We start from the raw sequence: 21743 nt of genomic DNA, 5'->3' as shown, positions 1-21743 counted from the left end.
GGAACGACATGACGATGCGACGTGCAGGGGGAGCCGCGCTCGGCTTCGTGGGTGGCAGTGTGCTCGCCGGGTTGCTGGTGAGCGTCGGGGTGACGCCGGTGATCGCGGTCGCCGGCGTCGGCACGACCTCGGCGATCGGGGTGTTCGAGTCGTTGCCGGAGGACATCGAGATCGGGCAGCTCCCGCAGCGCAACCAGATCTGGGCGTACCGCGGCGGCGAGCCGGTGCACCTGGCGAGCGTGTGGGACCAGGACCGCCAGGAGCTCACGCTCGAGCAGATCAGCGACCACCTGGAGCACGCCGCGGTGGACGGCGAGGACAAGCGGTTCTACGAGACCGGCGGTGTCGACGCGACGTCCGTCGTCCGGTCGCTCGTGAGCGTCGCCACGTCCGGGACCGAGGGCGGGTCGGGTGGTTCGACCCTGACGATGCAGCTCGTGCGGAACATCAAGATCCAGCAGGCCAGCGAACTGCCCACGGCCGAGGAGCGCGAGGCCGGGTACGAGGAGGCGACCAGGCGGACGCCGCAGCGCAAGCTCGCCGAGATGAAGCTCGCGATCAGCCTGGCGAAGCAGTACACGAAGCGGCAGATCCTGGCGGCGTACCTGAACATCGCCTACTTCGGCGACCAGACCTACGGCGTGCAGTCGGCGGCGCAGCACTACTACGGCAAGTCGGCGAGCGACCTGACCCCGGCCGAGGCGGCGTCGCTCATCGCGATCGTGCAGTGGCCGGAACGACGGGACCTGTCGACGCCGGACCACCACCGCGACAACGCCGCCCGGCGGAACGTGATCCTGCGGTCGATGCACGAGCAGGGGCACCTGTCGGCCGAGGAGTACCGCACGGCTCGGCTGTCCCGTGTCGCCGACTCCGTGCACCTGACGGCACCGCAGCAGGGGTGCGAGGCGGTCGAGGTGGGCGCTGCGTTCTTCTGCGACCACGCGGAGACCATCGCCCAGCGGCTCCCGCAGCTCGGCGCGACGAAGCAGCAGCGGGCGGACGCCTGGCGCACCGGCGGGTACCGGATCCAGACCACGCTCGACCTCGACCTGAACGCGGAACAGAAGCGGCTGCTCGACCGGTACGACCCGAAGACCGAGACCCGGCTGGCACTCGGGGCCACGTTCAACACGGTCGAGGCAGGGACGGGCCGCGTGCTGACGATGGCACAGAACACCGACCACGACCGCTCGTCCGACGCGCCCCGCACCGCGACCTCGCTGAACTACGCCACCGACGAGGCGGACGGCAGCTCCACCGGCTTCCAGACCGGGTCGACCTACAAGATGTTCACCCTGCTCGCGTGGATCGAGGCCGGCCGCAGCCCGGACACCGTCGTGGACGGCACGCCGCACCCGCACAGCGAGTGGACCGCGTGCGGGGAACCCGCCTCGGCGTTCTGGCAGCCGAAGAACGACTCAGCCGGGCAGCGTGGTCCGTACTCGGTCCGGTCGGCGACGGCGCAGTCCGTCAACGCCGCGTACCAGTCGATGGCCGAACAGCTCGACCTGTGCGACATCCGCGACGTGGCCGAGCGGCTGGGGGTGCACCTGGCGAGCGGCGGCGAGCTGCCGTGGAACCCTGGGTCGTTGCTCGGCACCGAGAGCATCGCCCCGCTCACGATGGCCTCGGCCTACGCCGGCATCGCGAACGGCGGGCGGTTCTGCGCACCCGTGGTGATCGACCAGGTCGTCGCGCCCGACGGCGAGGAGCTCGGCGGACAGCCCCGCTCGTGCACGCAGGCCGTGTCCCGGCAGACCGCGGCCACCGCGTTCGACGTCATGCAGGGCGCCTTCCGCGGCGGGACGGCGAGCGGTGGGCAGACCCCCGACGGCGCGACACTGTTCGGCAAGACCGGCACCACGGACGCGGCCGACCAGGTGTGGTTGGTGGGCGGGACCTCGCGTGCCGTCACCGCCTACTGGCAGGGCAACACGGACGGCGCGAAGCACAACCTGCGGACGTTCTCCAACGGCCAGGGCGGCACCTACGCCGGGTCGCGTGCGGCCGTCTGGCGCGACGCGCAGACGGCGGTGAACGCGGCGCTGCCGGTCGGCTGACGGCCCGGAACGCAGCCACGAACGGCCTGGAGGCGCGGTGCCAGCTGGCACCGCGCCTCCAGGCCGGTTCTCGGTTGCGTCCTACGACAGCTTCTTGCTGTCCTCGAGCCAGCCCGCGAGCTTGGTCATGTAGTCGGCCTGCGACGTGTAGTCGAGGGCCGGGAACGTCCAGCTGTGGACCTGGCCGGCCTTGAGCGCGGCGTTGTCGGCGAAGGTCGGCTGCTTCTCGAGGTCGGCGACCTGGTAGCCCTGCTGCGACAGCAGCAGCACGTCACCGGTGATCTGACCGGCGTTCTCCCACGAGTAGATGCCCCAGTAGAAGCCCTTCGGCTTCGGGTTGACGAAGTCGACCCCGTACGACGCGTACATCTGCAGCGACGGCTCGTCGGTCGGGCGGGTGACGTACGCGCCGTCACCGTCGGCGTACATCGAGACGACCGACAGGTCCGTGTCCTTCGAGACCTTCTCGAGCTCGTCGGCGGCGGTGTCGAAGCGCTTCTCGGCGGCGTCGACCGTCGACTCCTTCGCGCCGAGCGACTCGGAGAGCTTCGCGATCTCCTCGATGACGTCCTCGCCCTTGCCGCCCCACTTCACCTCGGCGACCGGCGCGATCGCCTTGATCTGCTTCTCCTGCGCCTTGTCCTTGAAGCCGTAGCCGGGCTGCTTGGTGTCGAGCGTGCCCTTCGCGTCGGTCGGGTAGACCGAGGTCACGACGAGGTCGGGCTTCAGCGCGGCGAGCTGCTCGAGGTCGATGTCGCCGTAGGCGGTGCCGAGCTGGGTGATGCCGTCGGTGTCGAGGCCCTTGAACCGGGCGTCCTTCGCCATCGTCAGCTGCCCGAAGGTGCCGACGGGCTTCAGGCCGTACTCGATGAACGACAGGGCGATGTCGTTCAGCACGACGACGCGCTTCGGCGTGTGGTCGATCTTGACGGTCGCGCCGGTGGCGTCCTGGTACGACCACGCCTTCGACGCGGCGGTGCCGCCGTCTGAGTCGGAGTCGTTCGAGTTGCCGGTGCTCGAGCAGCCGGTCAGGAGGAGTGCCGAGACGGTCACGGAGGTCAGGAGGGCGGCGCGCAGGTGGCCACGTCGGGAGGTCTTCACATTAGGAGAGGCTAACCTAACTTTGCGGCACTCGCCAGCGCGTCTTCGGTTTTCGTGCGCGTGACGGTGTGCTCGGCCGGGGCGTGCGGGACCGGGTCGTGCTCGTCCGCTTCGGGCCCGATCATCGGCGCACCGGTCACGGGGTCGGGGAACACCCGTGCGTGCAGGCCGAACGCGTGCTCGAGCAGTGCCGGGGTGAGGACCTCGTGCGGTGTGCCGTCGGCCACGACCCCGCCGTCGTGCAGCACCACGAGCCGGTCCGAGTACCGCGCCGCCAGCGACAGGTCGTGCAGTACCATCACGATCGTCGACCCCTGCTCGCGGTTCAGCCGTCGGACGAGCCGCAGGACCTCGAGCTGGTGCGCGAGGTCCAGGTAGGTCGTCGGCTCGTCGAGCAGGAGCGTCTCGGCCTGCTGCGCGACAACCATGGCGATCCAGGCGCGCTGGCGCTGTCCGCCGGACAGGCTCGTGACGTCACGGTGCGCGACCTCGGTCAGGCCGGTGGCAGCGATCGCGTCCTCGGCGACGGCGGCGTCCTCGGCGGTCCATGGCTTCGCCCACGACTGGTGCGGGTTCCGGCCGCGCATCACCAGGTCGAGCACGCTGGTGCCGGCCGGGGCGACGGGGGACTGCGGCAGGATCGCGAGCTTGCGGGCGACCTGGCGGTTCGGCTCCTTGCGGATCGGGGCGCCGTCGAGCAGGACCTCGCCGGCCTGCGGCTTGAGCACGCGGCCGAACGCTTTGAGCAGGGTCGACTTGCCGCAGCCGTTCGCGCCGAGGAACGTCGTGACGGTGCCGCGTTCGATGCGCAGGTGCAGGTCGCGCAGGACCGGCTGGCGGTCGTAGCCGACGGACAGGCCCTGGGCTTCGAGCACGCTGTCGTGCTCGTGCTCGTGCTGGTGGTCGCGGTCGTGCGCTGTTGTCATCGGGACATCTCCTTGCGGTGACGGACGAGGAGCCAGATCAGGTACGGCGCCCCGATCACGGTGGTGATGATGCCGACCGGCACCTGCCACGGGAACGCGGAACGGGACAGCAGGTCGGCGGCGAGCACGAGCACGGCTCCCAGAGCACCGGCGAGCAGCAGCGGCGGCCGGTTCGTGCCGGCGAGCCGGAGCCCGACCTGCGGCACGACGAACGCGACGAAGCCCACCGGTCCCGCGGCGGCCACGGCGGCGGCGGTCAGCACGACCGCGAGTGCGATGACGAGCAGCCGGTGTCGCTGGACGCCGAGTCCGACGCCGGTCGCGACCTCGTCGCCGAGCTGCCCGATACCGAGTGCCGCACTCGTCGCGAGTGCGATCGGCACCGCGACCACGGCCACCAGGAGCAGCGGCCAGACGCTCTCCCACGAGGTGCTCGACAGGCTGCCGACCAGCCACTGCGAGGCCGCGGTCGCGACCGTGATCTTCGCCCGGACGAGCAGGTAGCTGGTCACGGCGTCGAGGGTCGCGCTCACGCCGATGCCGACCAGCACGAGCCGGTAGCTCTGCACGCCACCGCGCCAACCCAGGCCGTAGACCAGGACCGCTGCGACCAGGGCGCCGATCGTGGCGGCCACCGGGATCCCGCCACCGAGCACCAGGGACGACACCGAGTACGTCCCGCCTCCCAGGACGATCGCGGCGACCGCACCGACGCTCGCGCCCGCGGTGACGCCGATGATGTCCGGGGTGCCGAGGGGGTTCCGCGTGAAGGTCTGGGTCAGTGCCCCGGCGACCCCGAGGGTCAGGCCGACGAGTGCGCCGGTCAGCACGCGGGGCAGGCGCAGGGTGGTGATGATGAAGGCGTCGGGACCGGACTCCAACCCGAGCAGGGACCGGATGACGACCCCGGGCGCGATCCACGTCGAGCCGACCGCGGTGCCGAGGACGATGAGCACCAGGACGGTGGCGAGCGACGCGACGGTGTACCAGAACACCCGGGGGCGCCAGGCGAGGCCGACGGGGCCGATGCGGATGCCGGCACGGCCGGGGGTGCGGGCCGCGGGGCCGTTCGTGCCCGGCGCACCGGGTGTACTGCCGGGCATGCCGGTTGTGCTGCCGGGCGTCCTCCCGCTGCTGCGCACCGCTGCCCCGCTCACAGTGACACCAGCGATCGGCGGCGGGCCACGGCGACGAACACCGGGCCCCCGATGACGGCGAGCACGATGCCGACCTCGACCTCGGAGAACCCGCCGATCAGGCGACCGATGACGTCGGCGACCAGCACGAGGGCGGCGCCGACCAGACCGGACACCGGCAGCGTCCAGCGGTGTCCGGTGCCGACGAGCGCGCGGGCGACGTGCGGGACCGTCAGGCCGACGAAGCCGATCGGGCCGGCCGCCGCGGTCGCCCCGGCGGCGAGCAGCGTGATCCCGCCCAGGCCGACCAGCCGGGCGACGAGCACGTTCTCGCCCAGGCCCTTCGCCAGCTCCGACCCGAGCCCGAGGGCGTCGAGGGCGCGGACGTTCAGCACCGCGAGCACGAGTCCGGCGGCCAGGAACGGCCACACCGCCCCGAGGATGTCGAGCTGGCGTGCGGCGAGCGACCCGACGACCCAGAGCCGGTACGCGTCGAGCGACGCCTGGTCGGTCAGCACGACGAACGAGGTCAGGGCGGCGAGCAGCGCCGAGACCGCGGCGCCGGCGAGGGCGAGCGGCACCGGGCTGGCCGTGCCGCTGCCGGCGATCGTCACCGAGAAGACGACGACGCTGGCGACCAGGGCCCCGACCAGTGCGAACCAGACGGTCGCGCTCGTGCTCGTCACCCCGAACACGTAGACGCCGAGCACCACCGCGAGCCCCGCGCCCGACGAGACGCCGAACAGACCGGGGTCGGCGAGTGGGTTGCGGGTGTGTCCCTGCATGAGCAGTCCGGCGATGCCGAGGGCCGCGCCGACCGCTGCGCCGATGAGCGTGCGCGGGATGCGGGAGCCCCACACGATCGCCTCGTCGGTGCTCGATCCGGTGCGCGTGAGCCCCGCCCACACCTCGGCGACGCCGATGCGGTTGCTGCCGAGCAGCATGCTCGCCACGGCGACGAGGACCAGGGCGACGACGAGGCCGATGATGACCGCGGTCCGTCGTCGCATCGCGGTCCGGTGCACACCGAGGGCGCGGGACGCGTCGCCGTCCCGGGCGCTGGACACGACGGGTTCGGGGGCCTCCGGACCGGAAGCCAGAACGGGATTGGGGGCTGGCACGGAAGTCATCTTAGGTTAGCCTTGCCTCATGGCGAAGACCCCGCGGCTCCTGCCGACGAACCCCCGGCTCTTCCGCGCCCGTGTCCTCCGGACCCAGCGGGTGACACCCTCGATGCAGCGTGTCACCGTCACCGGCGACGACCTGCACGAGTTCGGCTACCTCGGTTTCGACCACTGGTTCCGCCTGTTCGTCCGTCGCCCCGACCAGGACGCCTTCCGGATGCCCGACCTGGACGGCAAGAAGTGGTGGCCGACGTTCCTCGGCATCCCCGAGGACATCCGCCCGCACTGCGCGAACTACACCGTCGCCGCGTACCGGCTGCTCGCCGACGGCACCGCCGAGCTCGACATCGACTTCGTCGTGCACCTGGACCACCGCGGTCAGCTCGAGGGCCGTGCCGCGATCTGGGCCTGCTCCGCCCGCCCCGGCGAAGAGCTCGCGATGCTCGACCAGGGCTGCATCTTCGACGTCCCGGCCGGCACCAGCGAGGTCGTCGTCGCGGCGGAGGAGACCGGCCTGCCGGGCATCGTCGGCATCGCCGCGTCGTTGCCGCGCGACACCGTCGGCCGCATCATCCAAGAGGTCCCGACCGCCGCCGACATCCGCGACCTCGACGCCCCCACCGGCGTGCAGGTGACGTGGATCGTCCGGCAGCCGGGCGCGGTCCCCGGCAGCGGCGCCCTCGCGGAGCTGCAGCGGCACGTGCCGTCCGACGACAGGGGCTACGCGTTCGTCGTGGGGGAGTCGAAGCTCGCCACCGAGGGCCGCCGCCACCTGCACCGTGCGGGACTGCCGAAGTCGCGCATCACGTTCTCCGGGTTCTGGAAGCACGAGACGAAGGTGTCTGTCCCCGCCTGACCCGCGCGCTGCCTGGCAGGTGTGCCCGGTCCCGCCAGGTACGCCCGCTCTCGCCGGGTGCGCCGCGCCCGTGGCGCGACCAACGGACGGACGGGAGGCCCGGTGCCAGCTGGCACCGGGCCTCCCGTCCGTGGTGGGGCCGCGTCAGCCCTTGAGGCCCGAGCCCGTCACGCCCTCCACGATCTGCCGCTGGAAGATCAGGTAGAGGATGATCAGCGGCAACGCCGCCAGGAGTGCACCAGCCTGGATGTCGGCGTAGCGCTGCCCGAAGCTGCCCTGGACGGTGGCGAGCCCGACCGGGATCGTCATGAGGTCCGGGTTGGACAGCACGAACAGCGGCAGCAGCAGGTTGTTCCACACCCCGACGAAGGTCAGGATCGTCACCGCTGCGATCACCGGACGCGACAGCGGCAGGATGACCGACCAGTAGACCTTCCAGATGCCGGCGCCGTCGATGCGCGCAGCCTCTTCGAGCTCCTTCGGGATGCCGTCGAAGAACTGCTTGAAGATGAACACCGCGATCACGGCGGGCACCTGCGGGAAGATCACCGACCAGTACGTGTTGAGCAGGCCGACCGCGTTGAGCTCCTGGAAGATCGGGATGATCAGCACCTGGGTCGGGATCATGATGCCCAGGATGATGAGCAGGAACGCGATGTTCCGGCCGCGGAACACCAGCCGCGACAGCGCGAACGCCGCCATCGAGGCGAACAGCACGGTGAGCACCGCGGTCACGACGCTCGTGATGCCGCTGGCCAGGTACCAGTTCCAGATGTCGCCGGCCTGGAACAGCGACGCGTACGAGTGCAGCGTCGGGTTCCAGTTCGACAGGATCGAGTTCGCGCCGAGCGCGGCGACGCCGTTGTCGGACAGCGACGTCTTCAGCGCGAACACACTCGGGATGAGCCAGATGATCGCGAAGATCGTCAGGATGATGCCCGACGCGATCGTGAAGCCGCGCCCGCTGACACCGATCTTGGCGGCGCTCGTGGGAGCGGCGGACGAGACCCCGGTGCGGAGCTTCCGGCCGGTGGTGATGCTCTCGGTGGCGGTCATGTCAGGCACCGATCTCTCGCTTGGCGGCAGCGCGCTCGACGAGCTGCCGGATGACCGCGATCGCCACGATCACGATGAACAGGAGGACCGACGCGGCCGACGCGGCACCGAGTCGGTTGTCGGTGAAGCCGACGCCGGTGATGAGCTGCAGCGAGACCTGGGTGGAGATGCCCGGGCCGCCGTTCGTCATCAGGTAGACCTGGTCGAAGATCTTCAGGCTCGCGATGATCTGCAGCAGGATGACGAGGGTCGTCGTGCGGCCGAGCAGGGGGAGCGTGATCGACTTGATCTGCTGCCAGTTCGAGGCACCGTCGACGGCGGCGGCCTCGTACAGTTCGCGCGGGATCTCCTGCAGGCCGGCCAGGTAGAGCACGAAGTTGAAGCCGAGGGTCCACCACACGGTGGCGATGGCGACACCGATCATCGCCGTGTTCGGGCTGGCCAGGACACCGGCGCCCGGAGTCATCCCGAGCAGCGACTGGACGCTCGCGAAGAGACCGGTGCTCGGCGTGAAGATGAACACCCAGATGAGCGAGATCGTCGCCGACGGCAGGATGAACGGCAGGAAGAACGCCAGACGGAAGAACCACTGGCCGCGGTTCATCCGGTTCGTCAGCACGGCGAACACGAACGCCAGGATCACGAGCGGCGGGGTCGTGTACAGCGTGAACTGCAGCGTGTGCCAGAGCGAGGACCAGAAGTCGTCGCGACCGAGCATCTCCGCGTAGTTCGCGAACCCGGCGAAGCTGCCGAGCCCGGTGCGGACCGTCGAGGTGTTGAAGAAGCTCGTGACGATCATCCAGACCGTCGGACCGAGCAGGAAGGCGATGTAGAACAGGCCGAACGGGGCGAGGAACAGCCAGCCGCTGCGGCCCTGGCCGCGGGTCAGGCTGGAGCGGTACGGGCGGAGTCGTCGCGGCGCGCTCGCCGCGTCCGTCGGGCGGTCGAGGACAGGTGCTGTGGTCACGTCATCGTGCCTTTCGCAGGGTGTTCACGTCGTTCGTGGTGGTCGCAGGCCCGATCACAGCGGGCTCGGCGTGTTGAGGTAGGTCGACAACTGGGACTTGATCGCGCTCATGGCCGCGGCGGGGGAACTGCTGCCCTGCTGTACGAGGGCCAGCTGGGCGCCCACGGTGTTCTCGAACGTGGACCCGGAGCCGCCGTACCAGGCGGCGTCGTCGAACACCGCGGTCTCGGCGGCGGAGGCGTAGTTCGACTGCGGCGTCAGCTTCTTGTAGGCCGAGCTGTCGTACGTCGGCAGGTACGCCGGCACGTGGCCACCCTGTGCCCAGGTCAGGCTCTGCTCGAGCATCTGCTTGATGAACAGCATCGCCGCCTGCTTCTGCTCCGGCGTGCGGTCCTTCTTCGGCAGGATGAACGTGTGCGAGTCGGCCTGGGTCGCCGGCTTGTCGAAGAGCTGCGGGACCGGAGCCATCCCGAACTTCAGCCCCTTGATCGACTGGGCGGTGCTGATCTCCCACTCGCCCTGCATGAAGAAGCCGGCCTTGCCGGTGAACATGAGCGTCTGCGCGGTGGCGTAGTCGAGGCCCTTGTTGAGCCAGCCCTGCTTGACCCACTTCTGGGTCATGTCGGTGACCTTCGTGTAGGCGTCCTCGTTGACGGTGAGCTTGGAGCCGCCGTCGCTGATGAACGGCGTCGCACCCTCGATCTGGTTGTACATCGTCCAGAAGAAGCGCCACGGGGTCGCGACCTCACTGACGTTCGCGACGTTGAGCGCCGTGCCGCCGGTGACCTTCGAGACTGCCGCCAGGGCCTTCTCGAAGGCGTCGATCCCCGTCAGGTCCTTGAGGTTGTCGTCGCTGTCGAGCAGGCCGGCCTTCCGGCACACGTCGACGTTGTAGAACAGCACGAAGGGGTGGGTGTCGAGCGGCACGCAGATGTTCTTGCCGTCGGTCTTCTGCGCCGTCCAGGCCTTCTGGTTGAAGTCGGCGGCGCTCATACCGACGCCGGCGAGGTCCTCGGAGGTGATGGGATCGAGCAGGTCACCGTCCCACAGGGGCTTCGCCCGGGTCAGGTGGGAGATCGCGACGTCCGGCGGCTTGTTCCCGACGGTGGCGAGTGTGACCTTCGAGTAGTACGGGTTGCCCCACGCGAACGTGGTGGCCTGCAGCGCGCTCGATCCGCCGTGCTGCTTGGCGTAGCCGGCTTCCATGTCCTGCATGCGGACGCCGTCACCGCCGCCGAACAGGTTCCAGAAGACGAGGGTCTCGGGGTTGAGGGCACTGCCGGCGAGACCGGCGGCGAGGGGACTGGAGCAGGCGGCGAGCGGCAGGACCGTCGCGGCCGCTGCACCGGCGGCGAGGAAGCCCCGCCGCGAGAGGCGCGACGCAGGTGTTGCGGGTGGGATCGGCATGGCATCACTCCATCGGGATGGGCCGGGCTCGGGAACAGGGTCGGTGCTCCCGCCGGAGCATCGCTGCTCCGGACCCGGAGCACTGCTGCTCCGGACACGGAACGACCTTCCGGTGCTCCGTGAGCGCTCACATTAGCGCTCGCCCCTGTCATCCGCCACCCCTTTCGCGACGGCGTGGAACCCGGTAGCGTTTCCGTCAGGTGAGCGCTCACTTTCGTGACGGCCCGCTTCGGTTCCCGTACGCGCCCCCACCGCTCCCCGCACGAACCGCACTGCCACGATCGAAGGAGATCCATGCCCCGCACACACCTCGTCCTCGACGCCGCGTTCACCGTGGGGCCGGTGCGACGTCGCCTGTTCGGCGGGTTCGTCGAGCACCTCGGCCGCCACGTCTACGACGGCATCCACGAGCCCGCCCACGAGACCGCCGACGAGCACGGCTTCCGAGGGGACGTCGTCGAACTCGTCAAGGAACTCGGCGTCTCCGCCATCCGCTACCCCGGTGGCAACTTCGTCTCCGGCTACAAGTGGGAGGACGGCGTCGGCCCCGTCGAGCAGCGCCCCCGCCGTCTCGACCTCGCCTGGCACTCGACCGAGACGAACGAGGTCGGCCTGCACGAGTTCCAGCACTGGCTCGACCGGGTCGGCTCCGAGCTCATGCTCGCCGTGAACCTCGGTACCCGCGGCACGCAGGAGGCGATCGAGCTCCTCGAGTACGCCAACATCGACGCCGGCACCGCACTGTCCGATTACCGTCGTTCCAACGGTCGCCAGGAACCCTTCGCCATCACGATGTGGTGCCTCGGCAACGAGATGGACGGCCCGTGGCAGCTCGGCCACAAGAACGCCGACGACTACGGCAAGCTCGCCGCCATGACCGCCAAGGCCATGCGACAGATCCAGCCCGACCTCGAGCTCGTCGCCTGCGGTTCCTCCGGGGCGTCGATGCCGACGTTCGGCGAGTGGGAGCGCACCGTCCTCGAGCACACCTACGACGACGTCGACTACATCTCCGCGCACGCCTACTACGAGGAGGACGACGACCTGCCGTCGTTCCTCGCCTCGGGCGTCAACATGGACCACTTCATCAAGACGGTCACCACGGCCGCCGACCACGTCCAGGCGCAGAAGAAGTCCGACAAGCGCATCGACATCTCGTTCGACGAGTGGAACGTCTGGTCGATCAAGAAGTGGGAAGCCAAGGCCAAGACCTTCACGCTCGACGAGTGGCCCGTCGCCCCGCGTCTGCTCGAGGACGTCTACACCGTCGCCGACGCCGTCGTCGTGGGTGGCCTGCTCATCTCGCTGCTCCGCCACGCCGACCGCGTCGCCTCGGCCTCGCTCGCCCAGCTCGTCAACGTGATCGGCCCGATCATGACCGAGCCCGGCGGCCCGGCCTGGCGCCAGACGACGTTCTTCCCGTTCTCGGTCACCTCGCGCCTGGCGCAGGGGACGTCGCTGCAGGTCAAGGCCTCCGGTGACACCGTCGACGGTGGCAAGCACGGCGAGGTCCCGGTCGTGGACTCCGCCGCCACCGTGACCGAGGACGGCAAGGCCGCGGTCTTCCTGGTGAACCGCCACCCGTCCGAGCCGACCACGGTGACGATCGACCTCGCAGGCATCGGTGCGACGGGCGACGTCCACGCCGAGGGTGTCTGGGACGACGACCTGCACGCCGTGAACGACCTGGAGAACACCTCGCGCGTGGGGCTGCGCACGAACGAGTCGGTCCGCCGCGAGGGCGACACCGTCACGATCGAGCTCCCGCCGGTCTCCTGGACCGCCGTCTCGATCGGCTGACAAGACGCCTCGGCGCACGCCACGGCGGGCGTCGAGTGAGCACAGAGGACGTCGGGCGCTCGCGCCCGACGTCCTCTGCTCGTTGCGGGGGCGCGGCGCGCGGCGGGCCGCGACCGAGTCTCGTCTGAGCGGACAGAGCGCGGCACGCGGATGGCGCAGCCTGTCCGCGGGGCCGAGTCTCGGGCCTCGGACGTGGACGCGGCGGCCGGGAGGCCCGTGGCGGCCTGGCACCGAGCCTCCCGTCCGGCGTCCGGCGAGACCACGACCGAGTCTCGTCTGAGCGGACAGAGCGCGGCACGCGGACGGCGCAGCCTGTCCGCGGGGCCGAGTCTCGGCACGAGCGCGCCGCGTCAGCGCGCCGGCGGTGCCGCCGTGCTCGCGCGCTCGACGAGCCGCACCGGCACCAGGTCGGACGCGACGCTGACCCGCTCGCCGTCGATCTGGGCGAGCAGCGTGGCGACCGCTCGGCGGCCGACCTCGTCGAAGGACTGGTGCACGGTGGTCAGCGGCGGCCAGAACGAGTCGGACTCGGGGGAGTCGTCGAACCCCACCACGCTGAGCGACGACGGCACCGGGCGGCCGGACTCGTGTGCGGCGCGCAGGACCCCGAGGGCGGTCTGGTCGTTCGCGGCGAACACCGCGGTGATCTCCGGCCGTGCGGCGATCTCGAGCCCGGCCTCGTACCCGTGCTCGGTCGTCCACCCACCGCGGAACACCGGGGGGACGGGCCGACCGGCGCGCGACAGGGTGTCCTGCCACGCGGCGAGGCGACGGGCCGCCGAGTACGACGAATCCGGACCGGCGACGTGCCAGACGGTCTCGTGGCCCAGGTCGAGCAGGTGCTGCGTGGCCTGCCGGGCGCCGTCGGCCTGGTCGGTGTCGATCGCGGGGTGGTCCGTGCTGCCCGTGGAGTCGACGATCACCATGGGGACGCCGTCGGGCAGCACGACCTCGGCGGTGTCGATGATGTGCGACTCGATGATGATCACGACGCCGTCGACGGCCTGTTCGTGCAGGCGTGAGAAGGCGGACCGGACGCCCGCCTCGGTGCGCGAGGCCATGGGCAGCAGGGTGATCGTGAAGTCGGCGACCCCGGCGGCGTCGGCGATCGCCTCGAGCGTGCGCATGTTGCCGAAGGACGCGAGCGTGAACATGATCACGCCGATGGTGCGGAAGCGGCCCGAGCGCAGGGCGCGGGCGGCACGGTTCGGCCGGTAGCCGAGGGACTCCATCGCGCGCTGGACGCGGTCGCGGGTCTCCGGGCTGACGTTGTCGAAGCCGCGGGCGACCCGCGAGACGGTCTGCATCGAGACCCCCGCGGCGTCGGCGACGGCGGCCATCGAGGGGGCGCGGCGGGTGCCGGCGGGGGACTCCATCGTCACGCTGGCGCTCCTTCCGGATCGAGGGGCCGAACGGTCGGCCTCCCCGGACGCTAGCGCATGTTGACGTTGCCATGCTATCGTCGCGACGTTCGATGTTGACGTCAACATCGGTGACCGCCCGGACACCCTGATCCGGCCCGGGCCGAGCCGCCGACATCGACCACCCGAACGCAGCAGACGAAGGAGTCACATGAGCACGCTCGCAGCGCGCCCCGGTGAGGCAGCACCGCGCCCCACCGCCGAGCGCCCCGCCGGCCGCCGCCCCAAGCCGCGGGGACGGTTCACCGGATGGCTGTTCGTCGGCCCGTTCGTCGTCGTCCTGGTCCTGATGCTCATCGTGCCGATCGGGTACGCGCTCTGGCTCAGCCTGTTCCGCGACCAGCTCATCGGCGGCAACCAGTTCGTCTGGTTCGCCAACTACGTGCAGCTCTTCCAGGACGCCAAGTTCTGGTCCGGGCTCGGTCGGGTCGCGATCTTCCTGGTCGTCCAGGTGCCGATCATGCTCGGCCTCGCGCTCGTCGCCGCCCTGGCCCTCGACAGCGCCCGACTGTGGGGGACGAGCTTCTTCCGCATCGCGGTGTTCCTGCCCTACGCGGTCCCCGGTGTCGTCGCAGCCCTGATCTGGGGCTTCATCTACGGCAACCAGTTCGGTCTGACCGGTGCCGCGAACGACGCGCTCGGCATCGACCTGCTGCAGCCGTTCAGCCCGAGCTGGGTCCTGACGTCGATCGGCAACGTGGTCACGTGGGAGTTCCTCGGCTACAACATGCTGATCTTCTACGCCGCACTCCGCACCGTCCCCGGTGAGCTGTACGAGGCGGCGGAGCTCGACGGCGCCGGCCCGATGCGCACGGTCCTCTCGATCAAGCTCCCGGCGCTCCGCGGCCCGATGGTCATCGCCACGATCTTCTCGATCATCGGCAGCTTCCAGCTCTTCAACGAGCCGAACCTGCTCAAGACGCTCGCCCCGAACGTCATCGGCAGCGCCTTCACCCCGAACATGTACGCCTACTCGCTGTCCTTCAGCGGCCAGCAGTTCAACTACTCCGCCACGGTCGCGATCGTGATGGGCGTGATCACCGCGGTGATCGCCTACGTCGTCCAGGTCCGCGGCACCCGCGAGGAGAACCGATGAGCACCATCCAGCACCCCGCCGGGCCCGCAGCGGCCACGGTGACCGAGGCGACCACGACGCAACGTGCGCCGCGCACCCGCTCGATCCGCGCCTCCCGGCAGCTCCGCACCGCGGAAGGCGGACGCAAGCCGAAGCGTTCCGGCCTGCTGACCGCGGTCATGGTCGTCTTCGTCGTGTACTCGTTCGCGCCGCTGTTCTACCTGCTCGTGAACAGCACGAAGACGCAGTCGTCGCTGCTCTCCACCTTCGGTCTGTGGTTCGGCGGGGACTTCAACCTCTGGCAGAACATCGTCGACACGGTGACGTACAACGACGGCATCTTCCTGCAGTGGTTCGGCAACACGCTGCTCTACGTGGTCGTCGGCGCCGGCGGGGCCACCCTGCTCGCCACGGTCGCGGGCTACGGCATGGCGAAGTTCCAGTTCCCGGGGCGCCGTGCGGTCTTCGCCGTCGTCCTCGGCGCCATCGCGGTCCCCGGCACGGCACTGGCCGTCCCGACCTTCCTGCTCTTCTCGCAGGTGGGCCTGACGAACACCCCGTGGTCGATCATCCTGCCCTCGCTGATCAGCCCGTTCGGCATGTACCTGATCTGGACCTACGCGGTCGACGCGATCCCCGCCGAACTGCTCGAGGCCGCCCGCATGGACGGTGCCGGCGAGTTCCGGATCTTCTTCACCATCGCGCTCCGCCTGCTCGCTCCCGGTGTCGTCACGGTCCTGCTGTTCGCGGTCGTCGCCACCTGGAACAACTACTTCCTGCCGCTCATCATGCTGAGCGACCCGAAGTGGTACCCCCTGACGGTCGGCCTGAACCAGTGGAACGCGCAGGCCACCGGGTCCGGCGCGCAGCCGATCTACAACCTCGTCGTCACGGGATCGCTCCTCACGATCATCCCGATCGTGGTCGCGTTCCTCTTCCTCCAGCGCTTCTGGCAGTCCGGCCTCGCAGCCGGGTCGGTCAAGGCCTGACCCCTCGGACACCAGGCGCACGGCGACCCCGCCACGCGCCGCCCGGTCCGGCACACAGCAGCACCACCCCCTCCACGAAGAAGTGAAAGGCACTCCCATGAACAAGCGTCTCCGGCGCGGGCTCAGCGCCCTCGCCATCGGCGTCACCGCGGCGATCGCCCTCGCCGCGTGCGCCTCCGGCAGCTCCGGCTCCGGCGGTTCGGCCGACGACATCGACAAGGCCTTGAAAGACGGTGGCACCCTGACCTACTGGTCGTGGACCCCGTCGGCGAAGGCCCAGGTCGCCGCGTTCGAGAAGCAGTACCCGAAGGTGAAGGTCAAGCTCGTCAACGCCGGCACCGGCGCCGACCAGTACACCAAGCTGCAGAACACGATCAAGGCCGGCTCGGGTGCCCCCGACGTCGCCCAGGTCGAGTACTACGCCCTGCCGCAGTTCGCCCTGTCCGAGTCGCTCCTCGACCTGTCGAGCTACGGCTTCGACTCGCTCGAGAAGGACTTCGCGAAGAGCACCTGGAGCTCGGTGTCGATCGACGGCAAGGTCTACGGCCTGCCGCAGGACTCCGGCCCCATGGCGCTGTTCTACAACAAGAAGGTCTTCGACAAGCACGACATCGCCGTGCCGAAGACGTGGGACGAGTACGTCACCGCGGCCAAGAAGCTGCACCAGGCCGACCCGAAGGCGTACATCGCCGCGGACTCCGGCGACGCCGGCTTCACCACGAGCATGATCGCCCAGGCCGGTGGCACCCCCTTCACCACCGACGGTGACAAGGTGACCATCAACCTGCAGGACGCGGGCTCGAAGAAGTGGACGAGCACCTGGAACGAGCTCGTCGAGCAGGGCCTGCTGTCGAAGACGGTCGGTTGGACCGACGACTGGTACAAGCAGCTCGGCAACGGCGAGATCGCCACGCTGATCACCGGCGCCTGGATGCCCGGCAACCTGGAGTCCGGCGTCGCCCAGGCCTCGGGTGACTGGCGTGTCGCCCCGATGCCGACCTACGACGGTGGCACCGCCCAGACCGCGAACAACGGCGGCAGCGCCGAGGTCGTCATGAAGCAGTCGAAGAACCCGGCACTCGCCGCGGGCTTCCTCAAGTGGCTGAACTCCTCGAAGGAGTCCACGAAGGTCTTCATGGAGTCCGGCGGCTTCCCGTCGACCACCGCTGACCTGGACTCGTCGGCCTTCCTCGACGAGAAGCCGTCCTACTTCGGCGGCCAGCAGATCAACAAGGTGCTCGTCGACGCGTCGAAGTCCTCGGACAACGACTTCACGTACCTGCCGTACCAGGTGTACGCGAACAGCGTCTACGCCGACACCGTCGGTCAGGCGTACGAGAACGGCACCTCGCTCGACGCCGGCCTGCAGGCCTGGCAGAAGGCCCTCGCCAAGTACGGCAAGGACCAGGGCTTCACGGTCTCGACCAAGTAGTTCCCGGTATCCCCGCGGGGCCGTGCGGACACGTCCGCACGGCCCCGCTCCACGCCCGGCTCCGGCCGGCCATGAGAAGGTCACACCATGCGCTTCGCCATCGGCGACACCGACTTCCTGCTCGACGGCGAGCCGCACCGGGTCCTGTCCGGCGCGATCCACTACTTCCGCGTGCACCCCGACCTGTGGGCCGACCGGATCCGCAAGGCCAAGCTGATGGGCCTCAACACCATCGAGACCTACGTGGCGTGGAACGCGCACGCGCCGTCGCCGGGGGAGTTCGACCTGTCCGGAGGCCTGGACCTCGGCCGCTTCCTCGACCTCGTCGCGGCCGAGGGCATGCACGCCATCGTCCGCCCCGGCCCCTACATCTGCGCCGAGTGGACCAACGGCGGGCTGCCGTACTGGCTCTTCGCCGACGGCTCCGTGGGGGTCCGCCGAAACGAGCCCGGGTTCCTCGCAGCGGTCGAGACGTACCTGCAGCACCTGGCCCCCGTGCTGGTCCCGCGGCAGATCGACCAGGGCGGGCCCATCGTCCTGGTGCAGGTCGAGAACGAGTACGGCGCCTACGGCTCCGACCCCGAGTACCTGCGCGCGCTGGAGCAGATGCACCGCGACATCGGGCTGACCGTCCCCTTCACGAGCGTCGACCAGCCGATGGGCACCATGCTCGAGGACGGCTCGCTGCCCTCACTGCACAAGACCGGTTCGTTCGGCTCCCGCTCCGCCGCCCGGCTCGAGCGCCTGCGGCAGGCCCAGCCCACCGGCCCCCTGATGTGCTCGGAGTTCTGGGACGGCTGGTTCGACAGCTGGGGCGAGCACCACCACACCACGCCGGCGTCCGCCAGTGCCGAGGACCTGGACGTCCTGCTCGCCGCCGGCGGCTCGGTGAACATCTACATGTTCCACGGCGGCACGAACTTCGGCTTCACGAACGGCGCGAACGACAAGGGCGTCTACCGTCCGATCGCGACGTCGTACGACTACGACGCCCCGCTCGACGAGGCCGGCCGACCGACGTCGAAGTTCCACGCGTTCCGCTCGGTCATCGAGCGCTACGCGCCCGTGCCGCCGCTGCCCGCAGCGATGGAGCCGGGTGGGTCGGGTCGCCTCGGTCCCGTGGCCGCGTCCGGCGACGGCCTGGAGGCCCGGATCACCCCCGCCACGGACCTCGCCGTCCGGCTGGACCGCGTCGCGTCGCTCCGTTCCCTGCTGCCCACGCTCACGACGTGGTCCGCGCACGACGAGCCGCCGACCTTCGACGCCCTCGGAGCCGCAAGCGGCTTCGTCGTCTACCTCGCCGAGGCCGACCTGCCCGCCGGAGGGGTGCTGACCGTCGGCACCGAGGTGCGTGACCGTGCGATCGTGTCGGCCGACGGTGTCGTCGTCGGGGTCCTGGAGCGCGAGCACCACGACCGGGCCATCACCCTGCCGCCGGTGACCGGCACGCTCGAACTCCTCGTCGAGGACCAGGGCCGGGTCGACTACGGCGTCCGCATCGGTGAGCCGAAGGGCTTGATCGGGGGCGTCTCAATCGACGGCGTCCCGGTGGCCCGCTGGACGGCGTCCCCGCTCGCACTCGACCCGATCGCGCCGGCAGCCGTCACCGCACTGGCCGAGGTCGCTGCCTCCGGCGGGGACGTGCTCGCGGGGCCGACGTTCGCCGCGGGGTCGTTCGACCTCGACACCGTCGACGACCGGTACCTGTCGCTCGTCGGGTTCCGCAAGGGAGTCGCCTGGGTCAACGGATTCTGCCTCGGTCGGTACTGGTCGCGAGGCCCGCAGCGGACCCTGGCGATCCCGGGCCCGGTGCTCCGCCACGGTCGCAACGAGCTCGTCGTGCTCGAGCTGCACGCCGCCGCGTCGCGCACCGCGTGCCTGCTCGTCGAGCCCGACCTGGGCCACACCGAGGCGTAGCCGCGCGGCCGCCCTGGTCAGATCGGGCCTACCTGGTCGAATCGGGCGTACCTGGTCGGAAGTTTCGACCAGGTACGCCCGATTCCGCTTTCCAGCGCGGGCGTCATGGGAAGGATCAGTCGCTGTCGAGGGCGTCCAGGTCTGCCAGCGCCCGCTCGGCGTCGGCGATCCGGTCGGCCTCGGGGCGACTCCACCACTCGGGGCCGCGCTCGCCCAGGCCGTGCTTGGCCAGGCCGTTCCGGTGCCGCGCCGCCGCCAGGGCCTCGTCGTCGCCTGCGCGCTTCGCGGTCTTCACGGCGTTGCGGCCGCGCCCCAGGTGCGAGCGGAGTGCGGCGGCGAGATGCTCGGGCACGGCGGGGTCGGTGCGCCGCCAGCGTCGGCCGTCCACGACGAAGAAGTGGTCGTCGGGTTCGGCGGTCATGGTCCGAGTCTGCTCCGTCGGTGGTGGGTGGACAGGGGTCGATGAGCCGCGAACGCGTCCGCCCGCCGACCCGGTCGACCTGCTTCGCGGGCATCGACCAGAGCGGAGTGCGTGGCACGGACCGACACACGAACGGCCCGACGTCAGCAGACATCGGGCCGTTCGTGTGTTCACGAGCAGGTGCTCACTTGTCGTCGACGGCGTCCTTCGCCTTCTCCGTCTGCATGCGCGCCTCGCCCATGTGCTGGTCCTTCTTGCCCTGGGCGTGGAGCTCCTGGTCGTCGGTGTGCTTACCGACCTTCTCCTCGACCTTGCCCACGATCTTCTGGGTGGCGTCCTTGGCCTTGTCTCCGAGCGACATGGTGATTCCTTCCGGTGGGGGCATCACCGGTGGACCCGGCGGTGTGTCACCGACAGTACGGACGGCGGTGTACCCCGTTCACTGCGGCAGGACATGTGCTTCGCTGATCAGGGGATGAGGCGGTCGGCCCGGTAGCGAGCGAACAGGTCCGCGAAGGCCTGTTCGGTCCGACGGAACGCCGTGAACCCGGCGTCTCGGCTCTTGCCCATGTCGGTCACGACCTCCATCGCGCGGCCCAGGTCGGCGTCGGTGTGCCACCACGAAGCGAGTCGGTTGATGTCGGCCTCGGCGAGACCGTGGCGCTCGGCGATGCCGGCCCACTCGGACTCGTACGGGGCCATCTGCTCCTCGAGCGGTCGCGGAGCGTCCTGGTAGCCCACCACGCGCGCGGGGTCGACACCGAGGTGCGCGGCCAGGCGCGGCCACATCCAACGCCAGCGGAAGACGTCACCGTTGACGATGTTGAACGGCTCGTCCGCACCCTCGGGTGACGTCGAGGCCCACACCATGTGCTCGGCGAGGATGCCGGCGTCGGTCATGTCGGTCAGGCCGTTCCACTGCGCCTCACTGCCGGGGAACACGAAGTCCAGGTCGAGTTCCTTCGCCAGCGTGGCCTGCACGGCGAGTGTGAGGCCCATGTTCATGGCGTTGCCGACGGCGTGCCCGATCACGGTGTGGGAGCGGTGCACCGACCAGGTGAACCCCTGGCGCTCCGCGGCTGCGAAGAGTTCGTCCTCTTGCGCGTAGTAGAAGTTCGGGGTGTCGAGGCGCGGCTCCTCCTCGTGGAAGGGGGTGTCGGGCATCTCGCCGGCGGCGTACGCCTCGAACGGGCCGAGGTAGTGCTTCAGGCCGGTGACGAGGGCGACGTGCTCGAGCGGAGCGTGCGACAGTGCCGCGAGCAGGTCGCGGACCATTCCGCCGTTTACGCGGATGTTCTCCGCCTCGGTGTCCTGCCGCTGCCAGGCGGTGAAGAAGACGTGGGTCGGGTGCTCGTCGGTGAGTGCGGCCGCCAGGCTCTCGGGGTCACGCAAGTCGGCCGCGACGGTCCGGACGCCCTGTTCGGCGAGCGGTCGGCGGGAGAGCGCCGTCACGTCCCAGCCGAGGTCGAGCAAGTGGCGCACCAGGGCAGAACCGGTGATGCCACTGGCTCCGACGACCAGGGCTTCGCGGCGGGCAGGGGTCGGTTCGGTCGATCCGGTTGCAGTCATCCCTCGATGCAACTCACGTTGGACGACACGTGTTCCCTCAACGCGGACGGCGGATGCGGATCGGACCCTTGGCGGTCGACGGGTCGACGACGGACCCGCCCTGGGTGATCTCGACCTCGCCGCGCGCGACCATGCGCCGGGCGGCTCGCCGTGCCGGCTCCATCAGCGGTCGCCAGTCGTCCGGGTCCAGCGAGCGTGCGACCTCGGACGGGCAGATGCTCGAGGTCCGTGCCCGGGCTGCGAGCAGTTCGTCGATGCGCTGCTCGAGGGCCCGGTCGGTGTCGTCGAGACCGTGCCGGCGACAGGCGCCCGAGCACCACTTCGCCTCCGGTGCCGCGGACGACGGCATCCGCCGACCGCACGAGGCGCAGGTCCGCTCGGCGTGTGCCGACTCCGACGCCGACGCATCGGCTTCCGTCCTGATCGCCCGTCCCATCACCCCATCCTCGTCCTGCCGTCCGCGGGGGTACACAGCGACCACGC

Annotated in this window: 19 protein-coding genes; 7 read left to right on the top strand and 12 right to left on the bottom strand. The window is 70.1% G+C overall.

Features of this window, described 5'->3' with window-relative positions; all coding sequences use genetic code 11:
* The first annotated feature begins 8 nt into the window (after positions 1-8).
* Positions 9-2063 carry a transglycosylase domain-containing protein gene (locus ACL00U_RS13135; RefSeq protein ID WP_412873478.1) on the top strand — a complete coding sequence of 685 codons (2055 nt, stop codon included), beginning with the start codon at positions 9-11 and terminating at the stop codon, positions 2061-2063.
* An 81-nt stretch (positions 2064-2144) separates the two neighbouring features.
* Here ACL00U_RS13135 and ACL00U_RS13130 read toward each other — a convergent pair whose 3' ends face one another.
* From ACL00U_RS13130 to ACL00U_RS13115, 4 genes are read right to left on the bottom strand one after another with little or no spacing between them, the layout of a single operon-like run.
* Positions 2145-3164 carry an ABC transporter substrate-binding protein gene (locus ACL00U_RS13130; RefSeq protein ID WP_412873477.1) on the bottom strand — a complete coding sequence of 340 codons (1020 nt, stop codon included), beginning with the start codon at positions 3162-3164 and terminating at the stop codon, positions 2145-2147.
* Positions 3165-3175: 11 nt separating this feature from the next.
* Positions 3176-4090 (bottom strand): ABC transporter ATP-binding protein, encoded by a 915-nt coding sequence (locus ACL00U_RS13125; protein ID WP_412873476.1) that lies wholly within the window; start codon positions 4088-4090, stop codon positions 3176-3178.
* Positions 4087-5193 carry a FecCD family ABC transporter permease gene (locus ACL00U_RS13120; RefSeq protein ID WP_042540364.1) on the bottom strand — a complete coding sequence of 369 codons (1107 nt, stop codon included), beginning with the start codon at positions 5191-5193 and terminating at the stop codon, positions 4087-4089. The genes ACL00U_RS13125 and ACL00U_RS13120 overlap by 4 nt, the downstream gene beginning before the upstream one ends.
* Positions 5194-5243: 50 nt before the next feature.
* Positions 5244-6347 (bottom strand): FecCD family ABC transporter permease, encoded by a 1104-nt coding sequence (locus tag ACL00U_RS13115; RefSeq protein ID WP_231564117.1) that lies wholly within the window; start codon positions 6345-6347, stop codon positions 5244-5246.
* Between the two features lie 28 nt (positions 6348-6375).
* Here ACL00U_RS13115 and ACL00U_RS13110 point away from each other — a divergent pair, with 28 nt between their 5' ends.
* Positions 6376-7206, top strand: a complete 831-nt coding sequence (locus ACL00U_RS13110) for a siderophore-interacting protein (protein WP_017888372.1) — start codon at positions 6376-6378, stop codon at positions 7204-7206.
* Positions 7207-7350: 144 nt separating this feature from the next.
* Here the strand turns inward: ACL00U_RS13110 and ACL00U_RS13105 are convergent, their stop codons facing one another.
* From ACL00U_RS13105 to ACL00U_RS13095, 3 genes are read right to left on the bottom strand one after another with little or no spacing between them, the layout of a single operon-like run.
* Positions 7351-8262: a carbohydrate ABC transporter permease gene (locus ACL00U_RS13105; RefSeq protein ID WP_056070327.1), complete on the bottom strand. Its 912-nt coding sequence runs from the start codon at positions 8260-8262 to the stop codon at positions 7351-7353.
* Between the two features lies 1 nt (position 8263).
* On the bottom strand, positions 8264-9229 hold the full coding sequence (locus tag ACL00U_RS13100; protein WP_017888374.1) for a carbohydrate ABC transporter permease: 966 nt from the start codon (positions 9227-9229) through the stop codon (positions 8264-8266).
* A 54-nt stretch (positions 9230-9283) separates the two neighbouring features.
* Positions 9284-10636 (bottom strand): extracellular solute-binding protein, encoded by a 1353-nt coding sequence (locus tag ACL00U_RS13095; RefSeq protein WP_042540360.1) that lies wholly within the window; start codon positions 10634-10636, stop codon positions 9284-9286.
* A 294-nt stretch (positions 10637-10930) separates the two neighbouring features.
* On the opposite strand from ACL00U_RS13095, the gene ACL00U_RS13090 reads away from it, so the two are divergent.
* On the top strand, positions 10931-12436 hold the full coding sequence (locus tag ACL00U_RS13090) for an alpha-N-arabinofuranosidase (RefSeq protein WP_017888376.1): 1506 nt from the start codon (positions 10931-10933) through the stop codon (positions 12434-12436).
* Between the two features lie 350 nt (positions 12437-12786).
* On the opposite strand, the gene ACL00U_RS13085 is transcribed toward ACL00U_RS13090, so the two are convergent.
* Complete coding sequence (locus ACL00U_RS13085) at positions 12787-13812, bottom strand: LacI family DNA-binding transcriptional regulator (protein ID WP_031260382.1); 1026 nt, start codon at positions 13810-13812, stop codon at positions 12787-12789.
* A gap of 196 nt (positions 13813-14008) precedes the next feature.
* Here ACL00U_RS13085 and ACL00U_RS13080 point away from each other — a divergent pair, with 196 nt between their 5' ends.
* The 4 genes from ACL00U_RS13080 to ACL00U_RS13065 all read left to right on the top strand — a co-directional run bounded on the left by ACL00U_RS13080 (position 14009) and on the right by ACL00U_RS13065 (position 19270).
* Positions 14009-14953 carry a carbohydrate ABC transporter permease gene (locus ACL00U_RS13080; RefSeq protein ID WP_017888378.1) on the top strand — a complete coding sequence of 315 codons (945 nt, stop codon included), beginning with the start codon at positions 14009-14011 and terminating at the stop codon, positions 14951-14953.
* Positions 14950-15921, top strand: coding sequence for a carbohydrate ABC transporter permease (locus tag ACL00U_RS13075; protein ID WP_017888379.1), 972 nt, complete (start codon positions 14950-14952; stop codon positions 15919-15921). Before ACL00U_RS13080 ends, ACL00U_RS13075 begins: the two co-directional genes overlap by 4 nt.
* A 97-nt stretch (positions 15922-16018) precedes the next feature.
* Positions 16019-17353, top strand: coding sequence for an ABC transporter substrate-binding protein (locus tag ACL00U_RS13070; protein WP_017888380.1), 1335 nt, complete (start codon positions 16019-16021; stop codon positions 17351-17353).
* Positions 17354-17440: 87 nt separating this feature from the next.
* The gene (locus tag ACL00U_RS13065) at positions 17441-19270 is read left to right on the top strand and encodes a glycoside hydrolase family 35 protein (RefSeq protein ID WP_042540358.1); all 1830 of its coding nucleotides are present in this window, start codon (positions 17441-17443) and stop codon (positions 19268-19270) included.
* 115 nt (positions 19271-19385) lie between these two features.
* On the opposite strand, the gene ACL00U_RS13060 is transcribed toward ACL00U_RS13065, so the two are convergent.
* The 4 genes from ACL00U_RS13060 to ACL00U_RS13045 all read right to left on the bottom strand — a co-directional run bounded on the left by ACL00U_RS13060 (position 19386) and on the right by ACL00U_RS13045 (position 21696).
* Positions 19386-19691: a biopolymer transporter Tol gene (locus ACL00U_RS13060; RefSeq protein ID WP_412873475.1), complete on the bottom strand. Its 306-nt coding sequence runs from the start codon at positions 19689-19691 to the stop codon at positions 19386-19388.
* Positions 19692-19875: 184 nt separating this feature from the next.
* A complete protein-coding gene (locus ACL00U_RS13055; RefSeq protein ID WP_412873474.1) occupies positions 19876-20052 on the bottom strand; it encodes a CsbD family protein in 177 nt (58 codons plus the stop codon).
* A 107-nt stretch (positions 20053-20159) separates the two neighbouring features.
* Positions 20160-21260, bottom strand: a complete 1101-nt coding sequence (locus ACL00U_RS13050) for an SDR family oxidoreductase (RefSeq protein WP_159556006.1) — start codon at positions 21258-21260, stop codon at positions 20160-20162.
* A gap of 37 nt (positions 21261-21297) precedes the next feature.
* Positions 21298-21696, bottom strand: a complete 399-nt coding sequence (locus tag ACL00U_RS13045; protein WP_017888385.1) for a DUF3253 domain-containing protein — start codon at positions 21694-21696, stop codon at positions 21298-21300.
* Between the last annotated feature and the right edge of the window lie 47 nt (positions 21697-21743).

Origin of the sequence: Curtobacterium poinsettiae (assembly GCF_047226435.1) — a bacterium.
Taxonomy (GTDB): domain Bacteria; phylum Actinomycetota; class Actinomycetes; order Actinomycetales; family Microbacteriaceae; genus Curtobacterium; species Curtobacterium poinsettiae.
This window is presented reverse-complemented; position numbering and strand designations above follow the sequence as displayed.

What these genes read in the sequence shown, in the direction of transcription:
- ACL00U_RS13135 (WP_412873478.1), top strand. Translation starts at nt 9, where the DNA reads ATGACGATGCGACGTGCAGGGGGAGCCGCGCTCGGCTTCGTGGGTGGC.
- ACL00U_RS13125 (WP_412873476.1), bottom strand. Translation starts at nt 4,090, where the DNA reads ATGACAACAGCGCACGACCGCGACCACCAGCACGAGCACGAGCACGAC.
- ACL00U_RS13120 (WP_042540364.1), bottom strand. Translation starts at nt 5,193, where the DNA reads ATGCCCGGCAGTACACCCGGTGCGCCGGGCACGAACGGCCCCGCGGCC.
- ACL00U_RS13110 (WP_017888372.1), top strand. Translation starts at nt 6,376, where the DNA reads ATGGCGAAGACCCCGCGGCTCCTGCCGACGAACCCCCGGCTCTTCCGC.
- ACL00U_RS13105 (WP_056070327.1), bottom strand. Translation starts at nt 8,262, where the DNA reads ATGACCGCCACCGAGAGCATCACCACCGGCCGGAAGCTCCGCACCGGG.
- ACL00U_RS13095 (WP_042540360.1), bottom strand. Translation starts at nt 10,636, where the DNA reads ATGCCGATCCCACCCGCAACACCTGCGTCGCGCCTCTCGCGGCGGGGC.
- ACL00U_RS13090 (WP_017888376.1), top strand. Translation starts at nt 10,931, where the DNA reads ATGCCCCGCACACACCTCGTCCTCGACGCCGCGTTCACCGTGGGGCCG.
- ACL00U_RS13085 (WP_031260382.1), bottom strand. Translation starts at nt 13,812, where the DNA reads ATGGAGTCCCCCGCCGGCACCCGCCGCGCCCCCTCGATGGCCGCCGTC.
- ACL00U_RS13080 (WP_017888378.1), top strand. Translation starts at nt 14,009, where the DNA reads ATGAGCACGCTCGCAGCGCGCCCCGGTGAGGCAGCACCGCGCCCCACC.
- ACL00U_RS13075 (WP_017888379.1), top strand. Translation starts at nt 14,950, where the DNA reads ATGAGCACCATCCAGCACCCCGCCGGGCCCGCAGCGGCCACGGTGACC.
- ACL00U_RS13070 (WP_017888380.1), top strand. Translation starts at nt 16,019, where the DNA reads ATGAACAAGCGTCTCCGGCGCGGGCTCAGCGCCCTCGCCATCGGCGTC.
- ACL00U_RS13065 (WP_042540358.1), top strand. Translation starts at nt 17,441, where the DNA reads ATGCGCTTCGCCATCGGCGACACCGACTTCCTGCTCGACGGCGAGCCG.
- ACL00U_RS13060 (WP_412873475.1), bottom strand. Translation starts at nt 19,691, where the DNA reads ATGACCGCCGAACCCGACGACCACTTCTTCGTCGTGGACGGCCGACGC.
- ACL00U_RS13055 (WP_412873474.1), bottom strand. Translation starts at nt 20,052, where the DNA reads ATGTCGCTCGGAGACAAGGCCAAGGACGCCACCCAGAAGATCGTGGGC.
- ACL00U_RS13050 (WP_159556006.1), bottom strand. Translation starts at nt 21,260, where the DNA reads ATGACTGCAACCGGATCGACCGAACCGACCCCTGCCCGCCGCGAAGCC.
- ACL00U_RS13045 (WP_017888385.1), bottom strand. Translation starts at nt 21,696, where the DNA reads ATGGGACGGGCGATCAGGACGGAAGCCGATGCGTCGGCGTCGGAGTCG.